27 protein-coding genes and 1 tRNA gene are annotated in these 19,983 nt (G+C 61.3%); 14 read left to right on the top strand and 14 right to left on the bottom strand.

The window, feature by feature from the left end:
- Positions 1–100: 100 nt before the first annotated feature.
- From ACSQ3Z_RS21200 to ACSQ3Z_RS21185, 4 genes are all read left to right on the top strand, one after another.
- A complete protein-coding gene (locus ACSQ3Z_RS21200; protein ID WP_436173958.1) occupies positions 101–673 on the top strand; it encodes a hypothetical protein in 573 nt (190 codons plus the stop codon).
- A 166-nt stretch (positions 674–839) separates the two neighbouring features.
- A complete protein-coding gene (locus ACSQ3Z_RS21195; protein WP_436173957.1) occupies positions 840–1,427 on the top strand; it encodes a protein-S-isoprenylcysteine O-methyltransferase in 588 nt (195 codons plus the stop codon).
- A 9-nt stretch (positions 1,428–1,436) separates the two neighbouring features.
- A complete protein-coding gene (locus tag ACSQ3Z_RS21190) occupies positions 1,437–2,216 on the top strand; it encodes a hypothetical protein (RefSeq protein WP_436173226.1) in 780 nt (259 codons plus the stop codon).
- Positions 2,213–3,103, top strand: a complete 891-nt coding sequence (locus ACSQ3Z_RS21185) for an SDR family NAD(P)-dependent oxidoreductase (RefSeq protein ID WP_436173225.1) — start codon at positions 2,213–2,215, stop codon at positions 3,101–3,103. The genes ACSQ3Z_RS21190 and ACSQ3Z_RS21185 overlap by 4 nt, the downstream gene beginning before the upstream one ends.
- A 248-nt stretch (positions 3,104–3,351) precedes the next feature.
- On the opposite strand, the gene ACSQ3Z_RS21180 is transcribed toward ACSQ3Z_RS21185, so the two are convergent.
- Positions 3,352–3,591: a DUF982 domain-containing protein gene (locus tag ACSQ3Z_RS21180; protein WP_436173956.1), complete on the bottom strand. Its 240-nt coding sequence runs from the start codon at positions 3,589–3,591 to the stop codon at positions 3,352–3,354.
- Between ACSQ3Z_RS21180 and ACSQ3Z_RS21175 the strand changes: the two genes are divergently transcribed.
- Positions 3,515–3,775 carry a hypothetical protein gene (locus ACSQ3Z_RS21175; protein ID WP_436173988.1) on the top strand — a complete coding sequence of 87 codons (261 nt, stop codon included), beginning with the start codon at positions 3,515–3,517 and terminating at the stop codon, positions 3,773–3,775. The genes ACSQ3Z_RS21180 and ACSQ3Z_RS21175 overlap by 77 nt on opposite strands.
- Positions 3,776–3,872: 97 nt before the next feature.
- On the opposite strand, the gene ACSQ3Z_RS21170 is transcribed toward ACSQ3Z_RS21175, so the two are convergent.
- Positions 3,873–4,061, bottom strand: a complete 189-nt coding sequence (locus ACSQ3Z_RS21170; RefSeq protein WP_436173224.1) for a DUF3606 domain-containing protein — start codon at positions 4,059–4,061, stop codon at positions 3,873–3,875.
- Between the two features lie 458 nt (positions 4,062–4,519).
- Between ACSQ3Z_RS21170 and ACSQ3Z_RS21165 the strand changes: the two genes are divergently transcribed.
- On the top strand, positions 4,520–4,783 hold the full coding sequence (locus ACSQ3Z_RS21165; protein ID WP_436173223.1) for a hypothetical protein: 264 nt from the start codon (positions 4,520–4,522) through the stop codon (positions 4,781–4,783).
- A 257-nt stretch (positions 4,784–5,040) separates the two neighbouring features.
- Here the strand turns inward: ACSQ3Z_RS21165 and ACSQ3Z_RS21160 are convergent, their stop codons facing one another.
- Together ACSQ3Z_RS21160 and ACSQ3Z_RS21155 are read right to left on the bottom strand one after the other, a co-directional pair.
- The gene (locus tag ACSQ3Z_RS21160; protein WP_436173955.1) at positions 5,041–5,256 is read right to left on the bottom strand and encodes a helix-turn-helix domain-containing protein; all 216 of its coding nucleotides are present in this window, start codon (positions 5,254–5,256) and stop codon (positions 5,041–5,043) included.
- 35 nt (positions 5,257–5,291) lie between these two features.
- Positions 5,292–5,654, bottom strand: a complete 363-nt coding sequence (locus ACSQ3Z_RS21155; protein WP_436173222.1) for a hypothetical protein — start codon at positions 5,652–5,654, stop codon at positions 5,292–5,294.
- Between the two features lie 82 nt (positions 5,655–5,736).
- Between ACSQ3Z_RS21155 and ACSQ3Z_RS21150 the strand changes: the two genes are divergently transcribed.
- Positions 5,737–6,093: a hypothetical protein gene (locus ACSQ3Z_RS21150; protein WP_436173221.1), complete on the top strand. Its 357-nt coding sequence runs from the start codon at positions 5,737–5,739 to the stop codon at positions 6,091–6,093.
- Between the two features lie 397 nt (positions 6,094–6,490).
- Here the strand turns inward: ACSQ3Z_RS21150 and ACSQ3Z_RS21145 are convergent.
- A tRNA-Met gene (locus tag ACSQ3Z_RS21145) sits at positions 6,491–6,567 on the bottom strand.
- 237 nt (positions 6,568–6,804) lie between these two features.
- Here ACSQ3Z_RS21145 and ACSQ3Z_RS21140 point away from each other — a divergent pair.
- Entirely contained in the window at positions 6,805–7,770 is a 966-nt protein-coding gene (locus tag ACSQ3Z_RS21140; protein ID WP_436173220.1) for a Gfo/Idh/MocA family protein, read from the top strand.
- A 39-nt stretch (positions 7,771–7,809) separates the two neighbouring features.
- Here ACSQ3Z_RS21140 and mnmA read toward each other — a convergent pair whose 3' ends face one another.
- Complete coding sequence (gene mnmA / locus ACSQ3Z_RS21135; protein WP_436173219.1) at positions 7,810–9,000, bottom strand: tRNA 2-thiouridine(34) synthase MnmA; 1,191 nt, start codon at positions 8,998–9,000, stop codon at positions 7,810–7,812.
- Between the two features lie 259 nt (positions 9,001–9,259).
- Here mnmA and sciP point away from each other — a divergent pair, with 259 nt between their 5' ends.
- Positions 9,260–9,535, top strand: coding sequence for a CtrA inhibitor SciP (gene sciP / locus ACSQ3Z_RS21130; RefSeq protein ID WP_006203587.1), 276 nt, complete (start codon positions 9,260–9,262; stop codon positions 9,533–9,535).
- 72 nt (positions 9,536–9,607) lie between these two features.
- Here sciP and ACSQ3Z_RS21125 read toward each other — a convergent pair whose 3' ends face one another.
- Positions 9,608–10,534: an NADP-dependent oxidoreductase gene (locus tag ACSQ3Z_RS21125; RefSeq protein ID WP_436173218.1), complete on the bottom strand. Its 927-nt coding sequence runs from the start codon at positions 10,532–10,534 to the stop codon at positions 9,608–9,610.
- Between the two features lie 89 nt (positions 10,535–10,623).
- Between ACSQ3Z_RS21125 and ACSQ3Z_RS21120 the strand changes: the two genes are divergently transcribed.
- Positions 10,624–11,028, top strand: a complete 405-nt coding sequence (locus ACSQ3Z_RS21120; RefSeq protein WP_436173217.1) for a winged helix-turn-helix transcriptional regulator — start codon at positions 10,624–10,626, stop codon at positions 11,026–11,028.
- Between the two features lie 74 nt (positions 11,029–11,102).
- Here ACSQ3Z_RS21120 and ACSQ3Z_RS21115 read toward each other — a convergent pair whose 3' ends face one another.
- Positions 11,103–11,480, bottom strand: a complete 378-nt coding sequence (locus ACSQ3Z_RS21115; protein ID WP_436173954.1) for a flagellar export protein FliJ — start codon at positions 11,478–11,480, stop codon at positions 11,103–11,105.
- 449 nt (positions 11,481–11,929) lie between these two features.
- Between ACSQ3Z_RS21115 and ctrA the strand changes: the two genes are divergently transcribed.
- Positions 11,930–12,625, top strand: a complete 696-nt coding sequence (gene ctrA / locus ACSQ3Z_RS21110) for a response regulator transcription factor CtrA (protein ID WP_006203583.1) — start codon at positions 11,930–11,932, stop codon at positions 12,623–12,625.
- A gap of 97 nt (positions 12,626–12,722) precedes the next feature.
- On the opposite strand, the gene ACSQ3Z_RS21105 is transcribed toward ctrA, so the two are convergent.
- Together ACSQ3Z_RS21105 and chpT are read right to left on the bottom strand one after the other, a co-directional pair.
- Entirely contained in the window at positions 12,723–13,091 is a 369-nt protein-coding gene (locus tag ACSQ3Z_RS21105) for a response regulator (RefSeq protein ID WP_436173216.1), read from the bottom strand.
- A 250-nt stretch (positions 13,092–13,341) separates the two neighbouring features.
- The gene (chpT, locus tag ACSQ3Z_RS21100) at positions 13,342–13,971 is read right to left on the bottom strand and encodes a histidine phosphotransferase ChpT (RefSeq protein ID WP_436173215.1); all 630 of its coding nucleotides are present in this window, start codon (positions 13,969–13,971) and stop codon (positions 13,342–13,344) included.
- A gap of 361 nt (positions 13,972–14,332) precedes the next feature.
- Between chpT and ACSQ3Z_RS21095 the strand changes: the two genes are divergently transcribed.
- The 3 genes from ACSQ3Z_RS21095 to ACSQ3Z_RS21085 all read left to right on the top strand — a co-directional run bounded on the left by ACSQ3Z_RS21095 (position 14,333) and on the right by ACSQ3Z_RS21085 (position 16,595).
- Positions 14,333–14,914: a DUF1134 domain-containing protein gene (locus tag ACSQ3Z_RS21095; RefSeq protein ID WP_404280508.1), complete on the top strand. Its 582-nt coding sequence runs from the start codon at positions 14,333–14,335 to the stop codon at positions 14,912–14,914.
- Positions 14,915–15,118: 204 nt separating this feature from the next.
- Positions 15,119–16,261, top strand: a complete 1,143-nt coding sequence (locus ACSQ3Z_RS21090; RefSeq protein WP_436173214.1) for a hypothetical protein — start codon at positions 15,119–15,121, stop codon at positions 16,259–16,261.
- A 58-nt stretch (positions 16,262–16,319) separates the two neighbouring features.
- Positions 16,320–16,595: a hypothetical protein gene (locus ACSQ3Z_RS21085; RefSeq protein WP_436173213.1), complete on the top strand. Its 276-nt coding sequence runs from the start codon at positions 16,320–16,322 to the stop codon at positions 16,593–16,595.
- On the opposite strand, the gene ACSQ3Z_RS21080 is transcribed toward ACSQ3Z_RS21085, so the two are convergent.
- The 4 genes from ACSQ3Z_RS21080 to ACSQ3Z_RS21065 all read right to left on the bottom strand — a co-directional run bounded on the left by ACSQ3Z_RS21080 (position 16,560) and on the right by ACSQ3Z_RS21065 (position 19,980).
- On the bottom strand, positions 16,560–17,357 hold the full coding sequence (locus tag ACSQ3Z_RS21080; protein ID WP_436173212.1) for a TrmH family RNA methyltransferase: 798 nt from the start codon (positions 17,355–17,357) through the stop codon (positions 16,560–16,562). The two genes, ACSQ3Z_RS21085 and ACSQ3Z_RS21080, sit on opposite strands and share 36 nt — an antisense overlap.
- A 141-nt stretch (positions 17,358–17,498) precedes the next feature.
- On the bottom strand, positions 17,499–17,837 hold the full coding sequence (locus ACSQ3Z_RS21075) for an ArsR/SmtB family transcription factor (protein ID WP_436173211.1): 339 nt from the start codon (positions 17,835–17,837) through the stop codon (positions 17,499–17,501).
- A gap of 159 nt (positions 17,838–17,996) precedes the next feature.
- Entirely contained in the window at positions 17,997–18,773 is a 777-nt protein-coding gene (locus tag ACSQ3Z_RS21070; RefSeq protein ID WP_436173210.1) for a HugZ family protein, read from the bottom strand.
- 40 nt (positions 18,774–18,813) lie between these two features.
- A complete protein-coding gene (locus ACSQ3Z_RS21065; protein ID WP_436173209.1) occupies positions 18,814–19,980 on the bottom strand; it encodes a CaiB/BaiF CoA transferase family protein in 1,167 nt (388 codons plus the stop codon).
- Between the last annotated feature and the right edge of the window lie 3 nt (positions 19,981–19,983).

Below are 19,983 nucleotides of genomic sequence, written 5' to 3'. Positions count from 1 at the left end.
TCGATACGCAGGGGCCAAGGCCGACTTCATAGCCTACGGCGCGGTTGGCGGGCATAGGCTGGTCCTGGGCCTGCGCCTCATGAAGTTCGAGAACGCGGCGATGACGCTTGTAAATGGCCGTCTCTTGCTTGTGGCCCTGCTGCCGCTCGCGGCAGCGGCATGTCAGACGAAAGACCTGCCGGCCCAGCCGAATTTCGTTTCTTTTGCCGATGGCGGAACTGCCTCTCAAGATAAGGACGAGCGGTTCTTCATCGAGTTCCGCTCCCGCTACGCCCTCAGCTACGGCCACACTTACGCAGTTTTTGGGCGCTTGAACCAAGCCGGGAGAATGGTCGATCCCCAAGTCGCGGGCCTTCACCCGGCTTCGAATAGTGCAGTTCCCTACGTTCTGGGCCATTTCGTGCCGGTGCCAGCCGAAACCGGCTGGAGTGACGGTGATCTGGAAGAACAATACAGATCCGCAAGCTGGCGAGTCATGCTGACTCGGGACGAGTACAACAAAGTCGTTGCCTACATCCGGAAGCTGCAGGCGAAGTCCCATGTCTGGCAGGCAACAGTCTTGAACTGCAACAGCTTCGTGGCGGACATCGCGCGCTCCATGGGGTATAGGACTCCCGCTATTCAGCTTCGGCCGCAACAATTCATCACCAAACTTCGGGAAATGAATACATAGCCAAGTTTCGAGGAATGGATGGGGCCGAATGCGATCGGTACTGCCCCTCCGGCTGTCGCATTAGCGGATCACTGCGCATGAAGGTCGGCCGGTGACGAAATCGAGGGGATGGGTGAAGTGGTACAGTCCCAGATCGCAGAAAGGGCGGCGGTGGCCTGAAATGAGCATTGCAGTAGCCTCAGTTGGCGAGATCATATGGGTGGTCGGCGTCATTGCTTGGTATGTGATCCGGTATCCTTTCGAGCGCCGGGCGAGGCGTGTGCGAATTGTAAGTGGCGGCCGCTCACGTTCCGACACCGTCGGACTTGCATCGGCTCTTTTTGGCCTAGCTATCCTGCCTGCCTTCTATGTCGCCACCGGCATCCCCGGAGGGGCTGACCATCCGGCCAGCGCCTGGGCGGTGGCTCTAGGCACCATCATCTTCTGCTCCGCGTTGTGGATTTTTCGCATATCCCACAAGGAACTTGGCCGTAACTGGTCGATTACGCTTGAGATTCGCGAACGCCATGAACTGGTCTGCGCCGGGCCATACGCTTTAGTCCGCCATCCGATGTACACCTCGTTCCTGCTCATGGGGCTCGGCCAGGTCTTTCTGCTGTCGAACTGGGTTGCGGGCATTTCGGGTTTGATTGGTTTCGCAGTCCTTTTTCTGCTGAGAGTGGATAAGGAAGAGCGTATGATGCTGGAGAATTTCGGCTCGCAATACCGTGCCTATATGGAAAAAACCAAGCGCATAGTCCCTTATCTCTATTAGAGGTCGTTGATGCGAGGCCGAGCCCTCAAGCTTTCGATGCCCCGGCGCCTTGTTGGTGATCTGATGAGGTTTTCGATCGGCGTGCCACGGGTTGCAGTGCAGCGTCACATGAACCTCGGCCCACTCGTAGCGGCTAGAATGGCGCAGCAGGCCAGGCCCTCTTGGACCGCGATCTTCCTGAAGGGATACGCGCTTCTCGCCCGAGAGATGCCGGAGCTACGGCGCGCCTATGTCAAGTTGCCCTGGCCGCAGCTTTACGAGTATCCGGTAAGCGTAGCCTCGATTGCCCACGAGCGCGAGTATGACGGTGAGCCGGCCGTTCTGTTAAGCTGCATCAAGTGCCCGGAGCGCTATTCCATCACGGAACTTGAGGCATCGATCCACGCGGCGCGGTCACGGCCGATTCTTGAGGTCACGGAGTTCCGGCGTGCCTTGCGGATGGCACGTGCGCCCGCGCCACTCAGGTGGCTGCTCATGTGGCTAGGCCTGAATATCGCCCGGCAAAGGGCAAATTACTTCGGTACCTTCCAACTGTCCGTCTATTCGGGTCTCGGCGCGGAATCACTCAACCCGCTTACACCATTGACCACGCTTCTGAACTACGGTCCGATCGGCGAAGACGGATCGGTGAATGTCCGCATCCACTACGATCACCGGGTAATGGATGGAGCGAACGTCGCACGAGCACTAGAGAGATTCGAAAAGATTCTGAACGGCGCTGTCGCCAATGAAGTGGTGCTGCTCGGTCAAAGTGTTGCCGCTTCTGCAAGGCAGAGGCACGCGACATGATTTCGCACTGTGAATTCCGGCCAGCGGTCGTCGTGATTGGCGGGTCGGGTGGAATTGGACGGGCAATTGCGCGCGTCGCTGCACGTGAGCGCGGTGCGGTTGTGCTCGTTGCCCGCTCGCCCGAGGGTTTGGCCGCCGCGGCGGCTGAGGTTCGGGAGGGGGGTGGCGAGGCATTCACGCTCGAGTTGGATCTCGTGGCTGGCGATGCGCCAACGCGCCTAGAGGACTTTCTGTCCGCACACGGCCTGGTCTGTGATGTCCTGGTCAACAGCGCAGGCTATGGCCTACGGGGCGCGGCGACGGCGCTCCCTATTGATGGCCAGCTCGGCATCATCGATCTAAACATACATTCCCTCAGTGAATTGACCCTCCATTTTCTGCCGGGAATGGTGGCGCGCGGGCGGGGCGGGGTGCTCAATCTCAGTTCCGTGGCCGGGTTCCTTCCTGGGCCTTATATGGCTTTGTACTTCGCCAGCAAAGGTTTCGTGCGCTTCTTCTCAGAGGCGCTTCATCAGGAGTTGCGCCGAACTGGCGTGACTGTCACATGCGTGGCACCAGGACCGGTGTCGACGGAGTTTCTCGAAAGGTCCCGCGCCTATCAGACGCCGCTCTTCAGTATCTTGCCCAAGCTGGATCCGGAGGATGTGGCCGAACGTGCGTGGCGAGGGTTCAAATCCGGTCGTCGCCTCGTCGTACCGGGAATCTCGGCCAAGTTGGCTGCCCTAGCGGCAGCGCTCCTGCCTTCCGCAGCGATGCTGCCCCTGGTCGGCCGGTTGCAACGCGGCGGCAATGATCCATGTCCTTGCGGTTCAGGTGTAAAGTTCAAGAAATGCTGCGGTACCCGCCAGTTCCAGCTACGCCGGGGCCCTCGGGGAATTATCCCCTGATCGGACCAGCACGCCACTCGTCCCTCTGGCGATCGCCCTCAGCCTGCGTGCCGACCGGCTTGTGAAGTATCCGGCCCTTGCGATCGGCGCGGCGATCGCGGGGAGCCTCATATATGCGCTTGTGCCCATCTAATTGAGGGCGCAGGGGTCGGATCCCTGCACTGATGAGCGCCGGCATGCCGGAGTTTCCCTAGGCTTTCTGCCCGTCTAGCTGGCGCTCGTTTCTGTCGGCTACGCTGGTGCTCTCGCTAGAATAGCGATCGGACAAGTTCATCGTACATCTTGAGAGCCGAACTCCGCTTCACAGATTGAAGCATGCTCTGCTCTCGCGCCGCCCTTTTGAACGCTTGAAAGGCAACCTCAGGCTTGCAACCTCCCTCCCTCGCAGCAGCGAGGAGGCGAGCTGCCTCCTTGAATGTACGTTTTTCCTTGTTCTCCCATCGCCCGCCCAGGGCTTTCTCGGCGTCACAGATCGAGGAGACCAGCATCAAGCGCCCATCTGCAAATCGAATTCTGATTGGAAGAAAAGCGCTCATCGGTGGGGGCATTCTCCGCGACGAACGGCAGAACGCGAGCGTAGCCAAATGGTTGCAAGTAGGCTTCGGCAATCCGGGTGATGGAGGCGCCGCTTCGCAGATGGAGCGGTGGGGCTTTTTGCATTTCAGCTATTAACCTTCAGCGGCTCATTGCTGGATCTGCATGGTGCATCAACCTCGCACCAGGTTGCGCATGCGGCCGTTGATCGGCGGTCCTAGATCGGAAAGTTTGGTCATTGTGCCGGCAACAGCTTCGCGGCCTTGGTCAGGGTTGCCCGATTGTTGCCGTGCTTGCGGATCAGCTCGTGCAGCTGCGCTGGCGTGATGTTGTTCGTCAGCGCGAAATAGTCCATCTCGTACTCATCGTCGGGAGAGAGCCGCTTGCGGTCGCGAGAGTCGGGTCTGGTTTTGTCGTCTGCCACCTCGCACCTCCGGAATCTTGTCATGTTCGGTAGGGCCGACCGGCGTACCGTCCGGGACGACCTTTTCAGAAAGAGCGCGTTTCAAATCGTCGGCGCTTAGGGTGCCGGTTTCGAACAGGTGCATCACTCTTCGGCCGAGCTGTTCTCTGCCGGGGTCGCCGTTCGCCAAGCCCAACTCACGGCATCGATCGTCAAGAGCCTTGGTCAGCAAGGCTAGATCTTCGGGGCATGCGGTGCCTTGAAGTGACATTGCATCTCTCCCAAAAATGGGCGAAGCGATTGTAATCATCAGGCATCCGCTCGCCGAGCAAATGTGGAATGACGGCGAGATAAATAGCGCCCCATTTTTTTTGCGCCAATGTTCGAAACGTACCAAGAAAACAGTTCAAGAACGCACTGAGCTTTCTTCGAGACTCCAACTCCTGGCGAAGTGCATGGTGCGGGCAGGGAGAAGACCAATGCGTAAACTGCCCAGGAGCATTGACGCAGACGTTTTGATTGAAATCAGCAGGTACCTAGAGGACCGCCCGAAATCGACGCCGGTGCCGGTCCACAAGCTTGCTTCGATGATTCGGCATAGGGTCAGGACTGGGCTGCCGCTAGAATCCATTGAAGAGTTGGTTGTCGAGATGGCCACGTCGCGGCAACTGCCGATGCTCTTCGATTTGCCGGACGTGGTTGAGGATAACGTCATATCGCTCGCGCTCGCGCGCGCATCCTGACCAGCGGCTCAAGAGCAGCAGCTCGGCGTCGCCGCTATCGTCCCGCAAAATGCCGGGAAAAGATGGGGCGACCAACGTTGGGGTGTGGGGTGGTGGGGCCGTCGGTCACCCATAGGACAGGGGGCCATCAATCAAGAAAAATGCATAGGCCCTTATGCCATCATGCCACAACTGCTCTCCCAATGGAACAGGCCTAGAAACGGCATAGACGACTCAGAGCCTTCATCTCATTGGAGCCGATTACACCAGGCTCACCTTCAGAGAGATTGGTTAGCGACGGCCCTCCAGGTGTAAAGACAACACCGGCTCCCCTCCAGCGCTTGTCGTATGCGGGTGAGTGTGCCGGGATTCGGAATTCTGCGACCGATCTCAAACTCGCGGATCGTATCTTCGCTAAGATTGGACTTGGCGCCCAGCCGAACACGGGACCAGTTTAATAGCTCCCGTGCTGCTCGCGACTGCTCTGCCGTCAAGTCTCGCAAATGACATCTCCAGTCCAGGGATCCCTTCAGGAATCGAGGTTAAGTGGCGCGTGCCCTGGTTGTTCATGCCAGATCACCTGTCGTAGGTCGCGCCAGTCGACGGCTTGCGCGCAGGCCGGGCACCGGTGAAAATGTTCGCCCTCATTCACGGGCTCACCCTGTCGCGTGCCGACGATAGGCGGCCCGAGGTCTGAGAGCTTGGTCATCCCGGCAAAGCCTGCGCGGGCCTTGGTCAGGATAGTCCTGCTATTGCCGTGCCGGCGGATCAGCTCGCGCACCTGTTCCGGCGTCATGTTGTTTTGCATAGCAAAAAATTTGACCTCATAATCGTCATCCGCAAAAAGCCACTTACGGTCACTCAAGTCGCCTTTGCGCCTGTCCTCTGCCATTTCGGCCGCTCCTTAAAATTTGCAGAAAATTGTTATCTACGCTCTGGCTAATATACGCTGGCGATCTAGACTCGGTTCCATCATGCGTAGGCGGGCAGGCGCCGGCTCCGGTCGGCTACATCCAGACACGTTCCGGCAGGCGGTCGGCGGCTACAGTTCGGTCCTGCGCAACCGGGTGCTGGTCGGCTATGCGGCGGCCGTTGGGTTCTTCTATGTCGGGGTGTTCGCCAACATCGCCGGCGGCGCCTTTGCCTACATCGCCTACCATGGGCTCAGCCCCGAGCTTTACGGGCTGGTGTTCTCCTCAGGCGTACTGGGGCTGATGGCCGCCAACTTCGCCAATGCGCGCCTCGTCATTCGCCTTGGCAGCGATCGGATGCTCTTTGCCGGAGCGTTGGAGCGGCCGTTTTCGGCACTGCACTGGCCATTGTCACGATAACCGGCCTAGGCGGCGTTGCCGGGCTCATCGCTACGCAGTTTCTGTTTACGGCAATGAACGGCTAATCCTTGCCAACGCGGTAGCTGGGGCGCTTTCAAGCGTACAGCAACGTGCCGGCGCGGCGTCAGCAGTGGTAGGCGCCATCCAGTATGGCAGCGGCATGGTAGGCTCGGCGCTGGTCGGGGTCTTCGCTAACGGAACGCCGGCGCCGATGGGGATCGTCATGGCAGTGGCGGGCATAGGCTGCCTAGCCAGCGTCGTGATGGCGCGGCGCCCGCATCGCCGCAGCAGGTCGCTGAGGGAAAGCCGTGCTGCATTGAAATTATTGAAGAATTTTGTCCGAGAGCGCCACCGCAGGCGAATTATTTGCTAGTTATTTCAATAACTTAGCAGATTTTGGTAGCGGGAGAGGGACTTGAACCCCCGACCCCAGGATTATGATTCCCGTGCTCTAACCAACTGAGCTACCCCGCCAGGGCGGCGAAAGGCCCGAAATCCACCTTAAATCGCAAGGCATGTCGAGGCGTTCACCAAGGTCGCGCGGATATAAGGTTGGGATGGCAAGCCTGTCAAGCTTCGAAGCAGCCTGCGTGCCGGCATAATCTCGCCATCGAAAAGCTTTGCCTGGCAGGCAATCGAAAAGGGGTGCGGGGTTGAGTTCGACCGGGCACGTCGCTATGTCTCGGCCACGATTTTTAGAGTTTGAAAACAATGAAGCCGCGCATTGCAGTCCTCGGTTGCGGATACTGGGGCAGCAACCACATCCGCACCCTCAAGGCGCTCGGCGCCTTGTACGCGGTTTCGGACGACAACCGCGCCCGCGCGGAAGGCTTTGCCAGCGAGCAGGATTGCCTGGCGATCGAGCCGGAGCAATTGTTCGTTCGCGACGACATCGACGCCATCGTCATGGCGCTGCCGCCGCAGTTCCACGCCGACATGGCGGTGCGTGCCGTCGAGGGCGGCAAGGACGTGCTGGTGGAAAAGCCGATCGCGCTGACGGTGACCGATGCCGAGCGCGCGGTGCAGGCGGCGAAGGACAATGGCCGCGTCTTCATGGTTGGCCATGTGCTGCGTTTCCACCCGGCCTTCGAGACGCTGAAGGCGCTGATCGACAAGGGCGAGCTCGGTGAAGTCCGCTACATCCACTCGCACCGGCTCGGGCTCGGCAAGTTCCACACCGAGAACGACGCGCTATGGGATCTGGCACCGCATGATCTGTCGATGATGCTGGCGATCACCGGCACCGAACCGATCGAGGTCAGGGGCGAGGGGGCAGCACTGCTCGACAATCTCAGCGACTTCGCGCATCTGCACATGCGCTTTCCCAACGGTCTGCGCGGCCATCTCTTCGCCTCGCGGCTCAATCCCTATCGCGAGCGGCGGCTGACCGTGGTCGGCACCAAGGCGATGGCGGTGTTCGACGATGTCGAGCCATGGGAGCGCAAGCTTGCCGTCTACCGCCACGCGGTATGGCAGGACAGCGGCCAGTGGGCCTTCACCGCCAATGAGCCGTCCTATGTGGCGGTCGGCGAAGGCATGCCGCTGACGCGCGAGCTGGCGCATTTCATCCAGTGCATCGAAACGCGGGCCGAACCGCGCACCAGCGGCGAGGAAGCGATCAGGGTTCTGCGCATCCTGACGGCGGGCACCGTGACCCACTCCGGGTCCGATTCCTGACAGCCAGTCTTCTTCGTAGAGGAGGTTGCGGCGGCGTCTCTACTCGGCGGGGATATGTGCCGGGCGGGCGGCAAGCCGGCTCAGCATGGCCTCGGCCTCGGCGCCGCGCTCGGAGCGCTCGATGAAGCCGCCGCCGAACACGCGGGCCTCGTTGCCGTCGTCGGAATAGAGCACGCAGGCCTGTCCCGGCGCGATACCAGACTCGCCGTCGACCAGCTCCACCGAGGTGACGCCGTCGCGGTGATGCAGCACGGCCGGGCGCGGCGGGCGCGTCGAGCGGACCTTGGCGAACAGCTCGAGGCCGCCAGCGGGAACGTCGGACAGCGGCCCATCACCCAGCCAGTTCATGTTGCGCAGATAGATCTTGTGCGTCTCCAGCGCCTCGCGCGGACCGACGACGACGCGCGCCCGGTCGGCGTCGAGATGCACGACATAGAGCGGCTCGCCCGAGGCGATACCGATGCCGCGGCGCTGGCCGATGGTGTAGCGCAAGATGCCTTCATGGCGGCCGAGTACACGGCCGTCTATATGGACGATGTCGCCCGGATTGGCGGCGGCCGGCTTCAGCTTGGCGATGATGTCGGAATATTTGCCCTGCGGCACGAAGCAGATGTCCTGGCTGTCCTGCTTGGCGGCAACGGTCAGCCCCATCTCCTCGGCAATGGCGCGAACCTCGGGCTTGGAAAGCCCGCCGAGCGGAAAGCGCAGATAGTCGATCTGCGCCTGCGTGGTGGCGAACAGGAAATAGCTCTGGTCGCGATCGGCGTCGACCGGCCTGTACAGTGCGCGGTGCGCGCCGTTGGCGCCGGAGCGGATGTAGTGGCCGGTGGCCAGCGCGTCGGCGCCAAGCTCCTTGGCGGTCGCCAAAAGGTCGGCGAACTTCACCGTCTGATTGCACGACACGCAAGGGATCGGAGTCTCGCCGGCGACATAAGAGTCGGCGAAGGGATCGATGACCGCCTTGCGGAAGCGCTCCTCGTAGTCGAGCACGTAGTGCGGAATGCCGAGCGTCTCGGAGACGTGGCGGGCATCGTCGATGTCCTGGCCGGCGCAGCAGGAACCGGCGCGGTGCGTTGCCGCGCCATGGTCGTAGAGCTGCAGCGTGACGCCGACGACGTCATAGCCCTCGCGTTTCAACAGGCCGGCAACGACCGATGAATCGACGCCGCCCGACATGGCGACGACGACTCGGGTGGTTTCGGGGCGTCCTGGAAGGTCGAGGCTGTTCATGGTTCTTTCGTTCTGCGTGGCGCCTGAATGCCAATGACCGGAATATAGGTCAAGCACCTGCGCGGCGCCAGCATCTCGCGCCCGGGCGATTTTTGCCAGCGAATTCAGTGTCTGGTGGCTGATATCTCAAATGCCGACGAAAAGACTAACGCGGCGTTCATGATCCTTACCTAGCTATTAGGGTTCGCTTAGGCAATTTTTAAAGCTGTGGCGGTACTGTGGCGGGGATTGGGTCTTTGAGTTTTTTGTAGAGAGTACGATGACCGATCTAGTTAGACCGCGAGTCAAATATGTTATCGGGCCTGACGGCAGCCCTCTCACGATTGCCGATCTGCCGCCGACGAACACACGGCGCTGGGTTATTCGGCGCAAGGCGGAAGTGGTGGCTGCTGTACGCGGCGGCCTTTTGAGCCTTGAAGAGGCATGTCAGCGCTACAAGCTCACCACCGAGGAATTCCTGTCCTGGCAGGCGTCGATCGATGAATACGGCCTTGCCGGGCTGCGCACGACGCGCATCCAGCAATACCGGCACTAGACAAGGCCGGGTCAAAGATAGAGGGCGCGGCCTTGCCGCGCCCTTTTGTTTGCCGCAACGATCCTGCGTGGCTCAGACCGTCAGCACCACCTTGCCGATCGGCTTGGTGGCGAGAAAGGCATGGGCGGCGCCGGCTTCTTCCAGCGGCAGAGCCTTTGCCACGTGGACGGCGAGTTCTTTCGCATCGATCAGTCCGCCAAGCTCGGCAAGGCCGGCGCGATCGGGTACCACGGACATGCGCTCGACACGGATATTGCGGGCGCCGGCGTCTGCTTTGGTGGTGTCACTGACATCGAGTAGCGACACCAGCACGCCGCCGTCCCTGAGCACCTTCAGCGAACGCTGTGCATGGTCGCCGCCGATCGGGTCCAGCACCAGGTCGATATCGCCGACCTTGCTGGTGAAATCACCTGCGGTGTAGTCGATAACCTCGTCGGCGCCGAGCGAGCGGACGAAGTCGAGCTTTTCCGGGCTGGCGGTGGCGATGACATAGGCGCCGCGCGCCTTGGCGATCTGCACAGCCAGATGCCCGACTCCGCCGGCCGCAGCGTGGATCAGCACGCGCTGGCCCTGTTTCAGGCCGCCATGGCGCACCAGACCTTGCCAGGCCGTCAGCCCGGCCAGCGGCAGCGCGGCGGCTTGAATGTGGTCGATGCCTTCGGGCTTCGGCGCGATTTCGTCCGCCGGCGCGACCGCCAGTTCGGCATAGGCGGCCGCTTGCCTCGGAAAGCGCGGCATGCCGAACACCGCGTCGCCGATCTTGAGGCCGGTCACGTCAGGGCCTAGCGCCTCGACGGTTCCCGAGATGTCCCAGCCGAGGATGAAGGGCGGTTCGCCAAGCAGCGGGAAATAGCCGGCACGAACGGCGCCATCGACGGGGTTGATGCCTGCGGCCTTGACGCGGACAAGCACCTCGCCGGCCTTTGGCGAGGGGTCGGGCCGATCGGCAATGACGAGGACGTCGGGTCCGCCGACGGAGTTCTGGATAATGGCACGCATGGAAATCTCCTGCTGGTTGGTGTGCCACTATCATTTGGATAGTAATATTCTCTTGTCTAGTATGTACCTTTTCTATATATAGGTACCTCATGGATAGTGAAGACAACTCCTCGTTCGGCTACGACGCCTTCCGGCGGACTTGCCCCTCGCACACCGTGCTCGAGACGCTGGCCAACAAATGGGTCTATCTGGTCGTTTGTGCATTGCGCCGCGGCCGGCTGCGCAATGGCGAACTGGCGCGCAAGCTCGAAGGCATCACGCCGAAGATGCTGACGCAGACGCTGCGCATCCTCGAACGCGACGGCATCGTGCGGCGCGAGATCTTTCCGGTCATTCCGCCGCGAGTCGAATACGAGCTGACCGAACTTGGCCAGAACCTGGCGGGGCTGCTCAATCAGATCAGGTCCTGGTCGGAGCAGCATGTGCCCGACATCAAGGATGCCCGCGCGCGGGCATCGATGGACTCTCGAGAGGATTCGATGGCGCGGGGCTGAGGCCGGCACCGGGCCTGTTCAGGGTCCGGTCGCGGCAGATCGATGGCGTTCCGGGAACGCCGATTGGGCTGGTTTCAGCCGATCATGGCGCTGCGGCCACCCAGTTCGGCATCGCGGATCTTGGTGTCGCGCGATTCGAGCATCTCGGCCTTGGAAAGCTCCGCTTCAGCTTCGCCGAGTAATGATTCGGCAACGCTTCGCTGCTGGGCGAGGTCGCTTTGGGAATTTCTGAGGTTGTCGCGGCGCAAGCGCGCCGCCTTGGCGAAGGTCGGATAGGCAAAATGGTTGATGTCGGTGATGCCGGCTTTCTTCTCTTCAGCGGTGATCTGAAGCTCCAGTTCGACAGCCATGCGTTCGAACTCGGCAATCATCATGTCGAGTTGCAGCAGCTGCCGCCGCTTCTCATTCACCTGAAACTGCTTCAGCCGAACGAGGTTTTCACGTGACTTCATGATTCGGTACTCCCGGAAACGCACACCCGCACATATCGTCCAAACCGCCTGAAAAGGCCCAGGCGTCACCCGTTTCCCCCGGCTTTCCCCGAACTATGGGAAACAAACTCCTAAAGTTTTTTGCCGTTGGTAACCATTCGTTTACGGGCATTGTTAATCATACGGGCGAGGACTTAAGGCCGGGTAAAAATTCCGGTTTTCGGCGGAAAGCCAACCGGCGAGTCCCTGGAGTCACTTAGGCTGGCTTATTAATGTGGTGCATTAGCGGTTTGGGTCTGTGATTCGTTATTAGATTCAAGAGGGTGTAGAAAGGGGTTAAAAAATCTGGTATCGTCCTCGGCACGAAATTAGGTTTTGTTAACCATTCGGTGGCACCTTCTGTTCAGGCAATCACTGCTCCGGTCCGGGACGGGTCGTGACATGGACCGGCAGCAGAAAAGGGGAATGAAATGCGTGTTCTGCTGATTGAAGATGACAGTGCAACCGCACAAAGCATCGAATTGATGCTGAAATCCGAAAGCTTTAACGTTTATACGACCGATCTTGGCGAAGAGGGCGTCGATCTCGGAAAGCTCTACGACTATGACATCATCCTTCTCGATCTCAATCTTCCCGACATGTCGGGTTACGAAGTCTTGAGAACACTTCGCCTCTCCAAGGTGAAGACACCGATCCTGATCCTGTCCGGTATGGCCGGCATCGAGGACAAGGTGCGCGGCCTCGGCTTCGGCGCCGACGACTATATGACCAAGCCGTTCCACAAGGACGAGCTGGTGGCGCGCATCCATGCCATCGTGCGGCGCTCCAAGGGCCATGCCCAGTCGGTCATCACCACCGGCGACCTGGTGGTCAATCTCGACGCCAAGACCGTCGAAGTCGGCGGCCAGCGCGTCCACCTGACCGGCAAGGAATATCAGATGCTGGAGCTGCTCTCGCTGCGCAAGGGCACCACGCTGACCAAGGAAATGTTCCTCAACCACCTTTATGGCGGCATGGACGAACCGGAACTGAAGATCATCGACGTCTTCATCTGCAAGCTGCGCAAGAAGCTCGACGCCGCGTCCGGTGGCCAGAATTACATCGAGACGGTCTGGGGCCGCGGCTATGTGCTGCGCGAACCGGAAGACATTCGCGTCAGCGCCTGAGCGAAACCTTCGTTTGATTTTCCAATAAAAAACCCGGCTTCGGCCGGGTTTTTGCATGCTGGGCGTTGAAGCCGCCCGCATCTCCGATACTGGCGAATCAGGCGGCGATTTTCAGGGCACGGAAACGCTCGAGCAATTGCGGCCGGTTGAACGGCTTCAGCAGATAGCCCTGGGCGCCGGCGCGCTTTGCCTTCATGATCGAGGCGACGTCGACCTCGACCAGCGAAACCAGGATCTGCGGCTTGACCACGCTCTCCATGGCGCGGATGCGGCGGATGAGGTCCACGGCCTGCACATCCGCCAAGGCGCCGTCGATCACGATGACGTCGGGCATGTCGGCGGCGCACATCTCGATGGCGTCGAGCCCCGTGGCCGCTTCGATTACGGTCAAATCGGAGCCGCCGAGGATGCGCTTTGCAACTTTCCTGATGACGCTCGAATCGTCGACGAACAGGCAGCGTTTCATTTCCGGGTCCTCTCAGCCATCTGGCGAACCGGCAATCTGCGGCCAACCACGAGGCATACTAGAGCAATCTGGTAAAGAAGCCGAAAAGCCGTTAGGTAAAGTTTTTGCAAAGATACGCCGTGCGCGTCTTTTTCGTCGCGAATGCCGCGAGACCAAGCCAGCAAAACTTGCTCTGCCTGAATTATCGCCGAATTAACAAATATTAGCAGAAATAAATACTTTGGCTGTTCTTGCCGACTGGGCGAAGGTTTCAGGCCGCCGAAAGCACGATCTCCTCGGCGGTCGCGTGGATTGAGATCGTCATGTTGGCCTCCCGCGCCAGGAGCAGCGTGTAATATGGCTGCACCGAATGGGCGTCGATCGGCTCCTCGGGCTTGTGGCCGGAATGAAGCTCCAGGAATTTCGGCGGCACGCGCAGCATCGGGCCGGCGGCCGACAGCGCAAAACGCGGCTCGGTGTCCAGATTCTCCAGCGTGACCACAAGCTTGCCGCCGCGCGGGATCGCCGCGTTGGCGACGAGAAGGAGGTTGAGCAGCAGTTTGACCTTGTTCTTGGGCAGCAGCGCGCGGGGCCCGTTCCAGGAGAGTTCCGGCTTTTCGTTTTTGAGGAAGGCGATGGCGACGGCTTCGGCATCGCCGGTGTCGATCATCATGCCGGCCGAGCCGGCGGCGCCGAAGGCGATGCGGGCAAATTGCAGGCGGGCCGAAGCGTTCCTGGCGCTCTGGCGGATCAGCTTCATGGCGTCCTCGTCGGCGCCGCCCTCATCGAGCAGTTCGAGGCCGTTGTTGATCGCGCCGACCGGCGAAATGATGTCATGACAGACCCGGCTGCAAAGAAGCGCTGCAAGATCCGGTGCTGAAAGGGCGAACAGTTCGGCCATGGGCGAAGTCCCTGATAAAATCCACGTACTCATGGCCGAGCGATCAATTGTCGCGCCTGCCCACACGAATCACGCCCTCTCCCCAGGTCATCTGAATACACAGCGCCTGTGCGTGCGGCAACAAATCCAAAATTGTCGTTAGCGAAAATGGTGAGTTCACGCAGGATTCCCGGCCTGCGCAGGCGGTTCGAAGCCGGTGTGTGAGGGACGCCGGCCTTCGAACTGCCATCTTCATGTGGAAGCTTAATGGTTGAAAAAGGATTACGGCATAGTTTGCCTGTGACAGTTACCCCTAGCGGCCGCCAAGAGCCGCATGGGTGCGAGGCGTCGGCGAAAGTGCTCCCTGACGGAGATTGGAAGCATGTTTTCCCGATTCTACGACCGGAGTTTTTTCCGAGTCATCTCAATGACGATTGCCCTGATGGGCGTTCTCGTCTTTTCGACCTCCGCGCTGCGGGCCCAGGAGTATACCGCTCAGGAGATCGTCGATTCCGGCCATAAATTCTTCGGCGCCACGTCGGGCGGGCTTGCCACCGTCGTCGAGAAGATTTTCGCTTCCTATGGCCTGCCCAACGGCTATCTGCTCGGCGAAGAGGGCTCCGGCGCGCTGATCGGCGGCCTGACCTATGGCGAGGGAACGCTCTACACCAAGAACGCTGGCGACCATAAGGTCTTCTGGCAAGGTCCGTCGCTCGGCTGGGATTTCGGCGGCGAGGGCTCGCGCGTGATGATGCTGGTCTACAATCTCGACGATGTGAACAGCCTCTACAACCGCTTCGGCGGCGTTGCCGGTTCGGCCTATGTGGTGGCCGGCGTCGGCTTCAACGTGCTGCAGAACAACAGGGTGCTGCTGGTGCCGATCCGCACCGGAGTCGGCGCCAGGCTTGGCATCAATCTCGGCTATCTGAAGCTCACCCAGCGGCCGACCTGGAATCCGTTCTGATCGGGCATGTCGGTATTCAGGTGATGCCGGCCTGACCTGAATCTCGACATGCCCTCAACCCGCGATCATGCCATCGAGCGGATTTTGTGAGGTCACAGGCTGAACGTGGCCGCGGCACACTCTTGCCGCGGCGCTGGATTTCCGTCATGCGAAGATGGCAAAGTCGAGCTTTGGCGGTTGTTGCCATCATAGCGGATAGTCACCTTGATCCAGTCGATCCTGTTTTTCGCCCTCGGCTTTCTCTGCGCCGGCTTTCTGGCTTTGCTGGTCGCCCCGGCCATCTGGCGGCGGGCCGTTGCGCTGACGCGCAAGCGGTTCGAGGCGTCCATGCCGTTGACGTCGGTCGAAATCCAGGCCGACAAGGACCGGATCAGGGCCGAGTTCGCGATGTCGGCGCGCCGGCTGGAGATGAGCGTCAAGGCATTGCGGGAAAAGGCGGCCGAACAGCTGGTCGAGATCGGTCGCGGCCGTGAGGCCCTCAAGGGGCTGGCGGTCGAGCGGAAGGACAAGCAGCAGGCGCTTTCCGAACTGGAGGCGAGGACCGCAGAGCTTCATCAGCGCGAGGAACAGTTGCAGCACCTTTCGGACAAGCTCGCGCAAAGCGAGCGCATGCTGGAGAAGCGCGCGCTCGAGCTCGAAAAGCTGGAGCAAATGTATGACGACGCCAGCTTCTCCTCCAGCAACCGGCAGATCGAACTGGTGGCACGCGAATCCGAATTGGAGAGCCTTGCCAACGACATCGCCGTGCTGCGCAGCCAGCGCAAGGAGGCGGACAGGCGCAATCAGGAAACCGCGGCCGAAAGCAAGGCTGCGCGCGAGGCCTTGAAGGTGGAGAAGAAGAGAACCGTCGAGCTCGACAAGAAGGTCGAGCGCCTGCTCGCCACGCTTGCCGATCGTGAGGAGAAGCTCGACCGCCACGAGAAGGAAATGGCGCGATTGCGCGAACGATCGAAGGGCGAGGCCGAGGCTAACGCTCCGGCGGCGCTGCTTGCCGGCGGAGGCGACAGCCTGACTGCCGTCAGGAGCGACGACATCGACAAGGCGATCGCCAAGCTCGATGGCGACCGCGAGCGGCTGGAGGCGCGGCTGACGACGCTGGCCCGCGAGAACAAGCGGTTGAAGGCGGATCTCGGCGCGCTGGCTGTGTCCAGCCCCGTGAATGGCAGCGCCGCACTGCGCGAGCAGATGAATGAACTGGCGGCGGAGGTCGTTCACCTGACGGCCAAGCTCGAAGGGCCCGATTCGCCGATCGCCAAGGCATTGGCAGCACCGTCGGATGCCAGATCCGGCAACCGCAGTCTTGCGGACCGTGTGCGGGCGCTGCAGAAGGCGGATTCGCCGACCTGAAAGTGGGGACACCACCAACCGCTTGCGCCTATGGCAGGGTATCACCATGTCTAACGGCATGATCCTCTATGCCGCTCTCGCGATTACCCTGCTGGCTGCCTGGCATTTTCATCCGGTGCCCTTTGCACTGCTCGACGCTGCAACGTCGCTGGTCAGTGCGACGGAAATCGCTCGCGATGCGCGATCGAAGGCCACCGGCGCTCCGGTGCCGTTGGCCGATGATATGGAGACCTTCAGGATGGATGTCGCGCCGAGCGAGACCGGGACGACGCGCGTTGTCGGTGACGGGTTCGTGCGATCAGCAGCGCGAAAAATGATGCAGCGCGATGGCTGAGGCGGCGGCGACGTTCAGGCTGTCGAAGCCTTGCGCCATGCCGATCCGCACCGTTTTCAGGCGGGCGAGCAGGCTTTCGGGCAAGCCTTCGCCTTCCGTGCCGAGATAGAGCGCCAGCCTGTCCGTCCTCTTTGCGTCGCGAATGTCGGCCTCGCCACGCGGCGACAGCGCGACCTGGCTGAAACCCAGCCGGTCGAGCATGGCGATGAAGCTGGTTGTATCGTCAAAGGAGGCGAAGGGCACCTTCAGCGCCGCGCCGACCGAGACGCGGATTGCCTTGCGGTATAGCGGATCGCAACAGGTCGCGTCGAGCAGCACGGCATTGGCGCCAAAGGCGGCGGCGTTGCGGAAGATCGACCCCATATTGTCGTGATTGGCGATGCCGACGAGAATGACGACCAGCGCATTGGCAGGCAAGGTTTCCAGCAAGGCCTCGGCCGGCTGCAAGGCGCCCCTGCTGCCGATCGCCAAGATGCCGCGGTGCATGTGAAATCCGGCGATCCGGTCGATGATCTCGCCGCTGGCGACATAGACCGGAAGGTCCGCCGGCGCCTTGCGCAAGGTCTCGTCGAGGCCGGCCAGCCGGTTTTCGAGAACCAGTATCGATTCGGCAGCAAAGCGACCGGCCGACAGCAGGATTTCGAGCACGACCTTGCCTTCGGCAACGAAACGGCCGTGCCGGCCAACGAGGTCGCGCTCGCGTATGTCGAGATAGGCGGCGACACGCGGGTCTTGCGGATCATCGATGTGGATCAGGTCCATGCATTGCCTCAGCCTGCTCACATCGCCCGAACGATGGATTTTCGGAAAGCGATGCGCGGATACGACATGGAGAGCGGCGTACATCCGGATGGACGCACGCGGCTCGAAAGTCGTCAGCGAGATAACGATCGGACTTGCCGGTCAAGTCCCGGCGCGGCGCAGGCGATGGGCCATCTGCGACAAGTCGCCATCGCCGAAGATGCCGTCCAGCATGCGAAGCAGCTCACGCGCGGCTTCGGATTTGCAAGCATAGTAGATCATCTGCCGGTCACGGCGGGTCTCGACAAGGTCGAGCGCCCGAAGCTTGGCCAGATGCTGCGACAGAGCGGATTGGCTCAACTGGACCTTGTCGGCGATGGCACCAACCGACATTTCACCGTCCATCAGGTAGCTCATGATCAACAGCCGTTTCTCGTTGCCCATAAGCGTGAGGAACGTGGCTGCTGATTCGGCGTTGGCGAGTAGCTTGCTCGAGATCATCGATGCCCCATGTTTTTGAGCTCATCCTGACGCTATGGGGGCAATAGCGTCAGATTCCATAAATTCACGTGTGGATGCACGCTGCTGAATCAGCGTCATGTGCGAGGGTAGAACATTTCCTCCAAATCTCAAGACTTGCTTTTGATTCAAGGCGATTAACTATCGATCTTGTGAATAGCCGGCTGCGCGTCCGGCCTTGGCCATATCGACCAGGACCGGCCGCAACTCGCGGGCCGTCTTCAGGGGTTCGGGGAAGAAAACCCGGCATATGGCGTCGCCCGAGGCCAGATCCATGCCGTCGGCGTCGAAGCCGGTGGCAATCCAGCCATCGCCCTCGGCATTGGCATAATGGCGGGCATAGACGGCGATCGCGTCGAGGTGGTCGGCATTCATGTGGTCGAGAGCCGATTGTTCGCCGGCAGCCAGCTCGTCGACGACCGGCCCGGTGGTGACCAGGTCGCCATGATCGAGCAGATAGGCCTTGCCGAAGCCGCCATTGAGACTGGCGCGCTCGGGCTCGAGCCGGAAGATCGAGAAATCACCAAGCCCGGCATAGAGCCGCGCCTTGGGATTGCGGTTGAGATAGCGCCGCTCCGCGCGGGCATGCTCGTCCGATCCTCGCTCGAGCCGTCGTGCCCGGCAGACCAAAGTGACACGCGGATGCGCCAGCGGATCGCCCTTGCCCGGTTCGCCGACAAGCAGCGAGCAGCGCGGGTCGGCGAGGATAGCACCTGTATGCGCGGACAGCATCGACACCAGGATCAGCGGCGCACCGTCAACGTCGGTGGCAACGCCGACCCTGCTCGCCAATGGCGATCCGGTCGCGGGCTCGATGACGGCCAGCGCGCCGAAACGGGCGCCGCGGATCAGCGTCCTTGCCAGCCGGATCGCTTCGGCGTCGGTCTCGCGTATGACGTCCTTGTTGCGATCAACCAAAAGTGTTCACCGTCATAAGTTGATTTTCCTTCTCCACTTATCAGCCGATCACGCCCGATTTGACAAGGGCCTCGACCTCGCTTTGCGCAAAACCGAAGCGCCTCAGCACCATCACAGGCTGGAGATCGTGTTCGGCCGGCTTGCTGGCAAGCGTCGACGGCGTTTGCGAGAAGCGCGGCGCCGGGGCAGGGCGATCGAGCCTGCCTGCTTTTACAAAGGCGCCGCGGGCACGATTGTGCGGATGGTTTTTGGCTTCCTGCAGCGACAGCACCGGCGCGACGCAGGCGTCGGTTTCCGCAAACAGGGCGGCCCAGTCGTCGCGCGTCTTCTGCTTCATCCGCCGGGCAATGGCGCAGCGCATATCCGGCCACAGCGCCTTGTCGAACTGATCGCGCACGAAACGCTCGTCGATCGGGAGCAGCCTGGCGAATTCGGCGAAGAAGCGCGGTTCGAGGCAGCCGACGGCGACATGCCGCCCATCAGCCGTCTCGTAAGTGTCGTAGAAGGGCGCGCCGGAATCGAGCAGGTTTACGCCGCGTGCATCCCGCCAAACGCCGGCCGCCATCAGGGCATGGACTGGCGCTGCCAGCATCGAGGCGCCCTCGACCATGGCGGCGTCGATCACTTGGCCCTTGCCGGAACGCGAGCGCTGAAACAGCGCGGCGAGTGCGCCGGTAATCAGCATCATGGCACCGCCGCCATAGTCGGCGACGAGGTTGAGCGGCGGCACCGGTTTGCCTCCCTCGCTGCCTATGGCGTGCAGCACGCCGCAATAGGCAAGATAGGTGATGTCGTGGCCGGCGCGGCCCGATAGTGGCCCGCTCTGGCCGAAGCCGGTCATGCGGCCGTAGATCAGCGCCGGGTTGCGCTCCAGCATCGCGTCCGGTCCGAGGCCAAGCCGCTCCATGACGCCAGGACGAAACCCTTCGACCAGCATGTCGGCCTTTTCGGCAAGGCTGAGCAGCAGTTCGGTGCCTTCCGGGCGCTTCAGGTCGATGCGCAGGATGGAGCGGCCATGACGGTCGAGGTCGTAGTCCTCCGGCAGCGGCAGCAAAGGCTGACCGGAGCCCGCCCGCTCGATGCGCAGCACGTCGGCGCCCATTTCCGACAACATCAGGCCAGCCAGCGGCACCGGTCCGAGGCCGGCCATCTCGATCACGAGCAGACCGCTGAGCGGGCCGCTCCTTGCCGGGATGGTGGCGCTCATGGC

The organism is Mesorhizobium sp. LjNodule214, assembly GCF_964252735.1.
In the GTDB taxonomy this organism is placed as follows: domain Bacteria; phylum Pseudomonadota; class Alphaproteobacteria; order Rhizobiales; family Rhizobiaceae; genus Mesorhizobium.
Note: the sequence above shows the minus strand (reverse complement) of the source record. Positions and strands in the feature narration are given on the sequence as shown.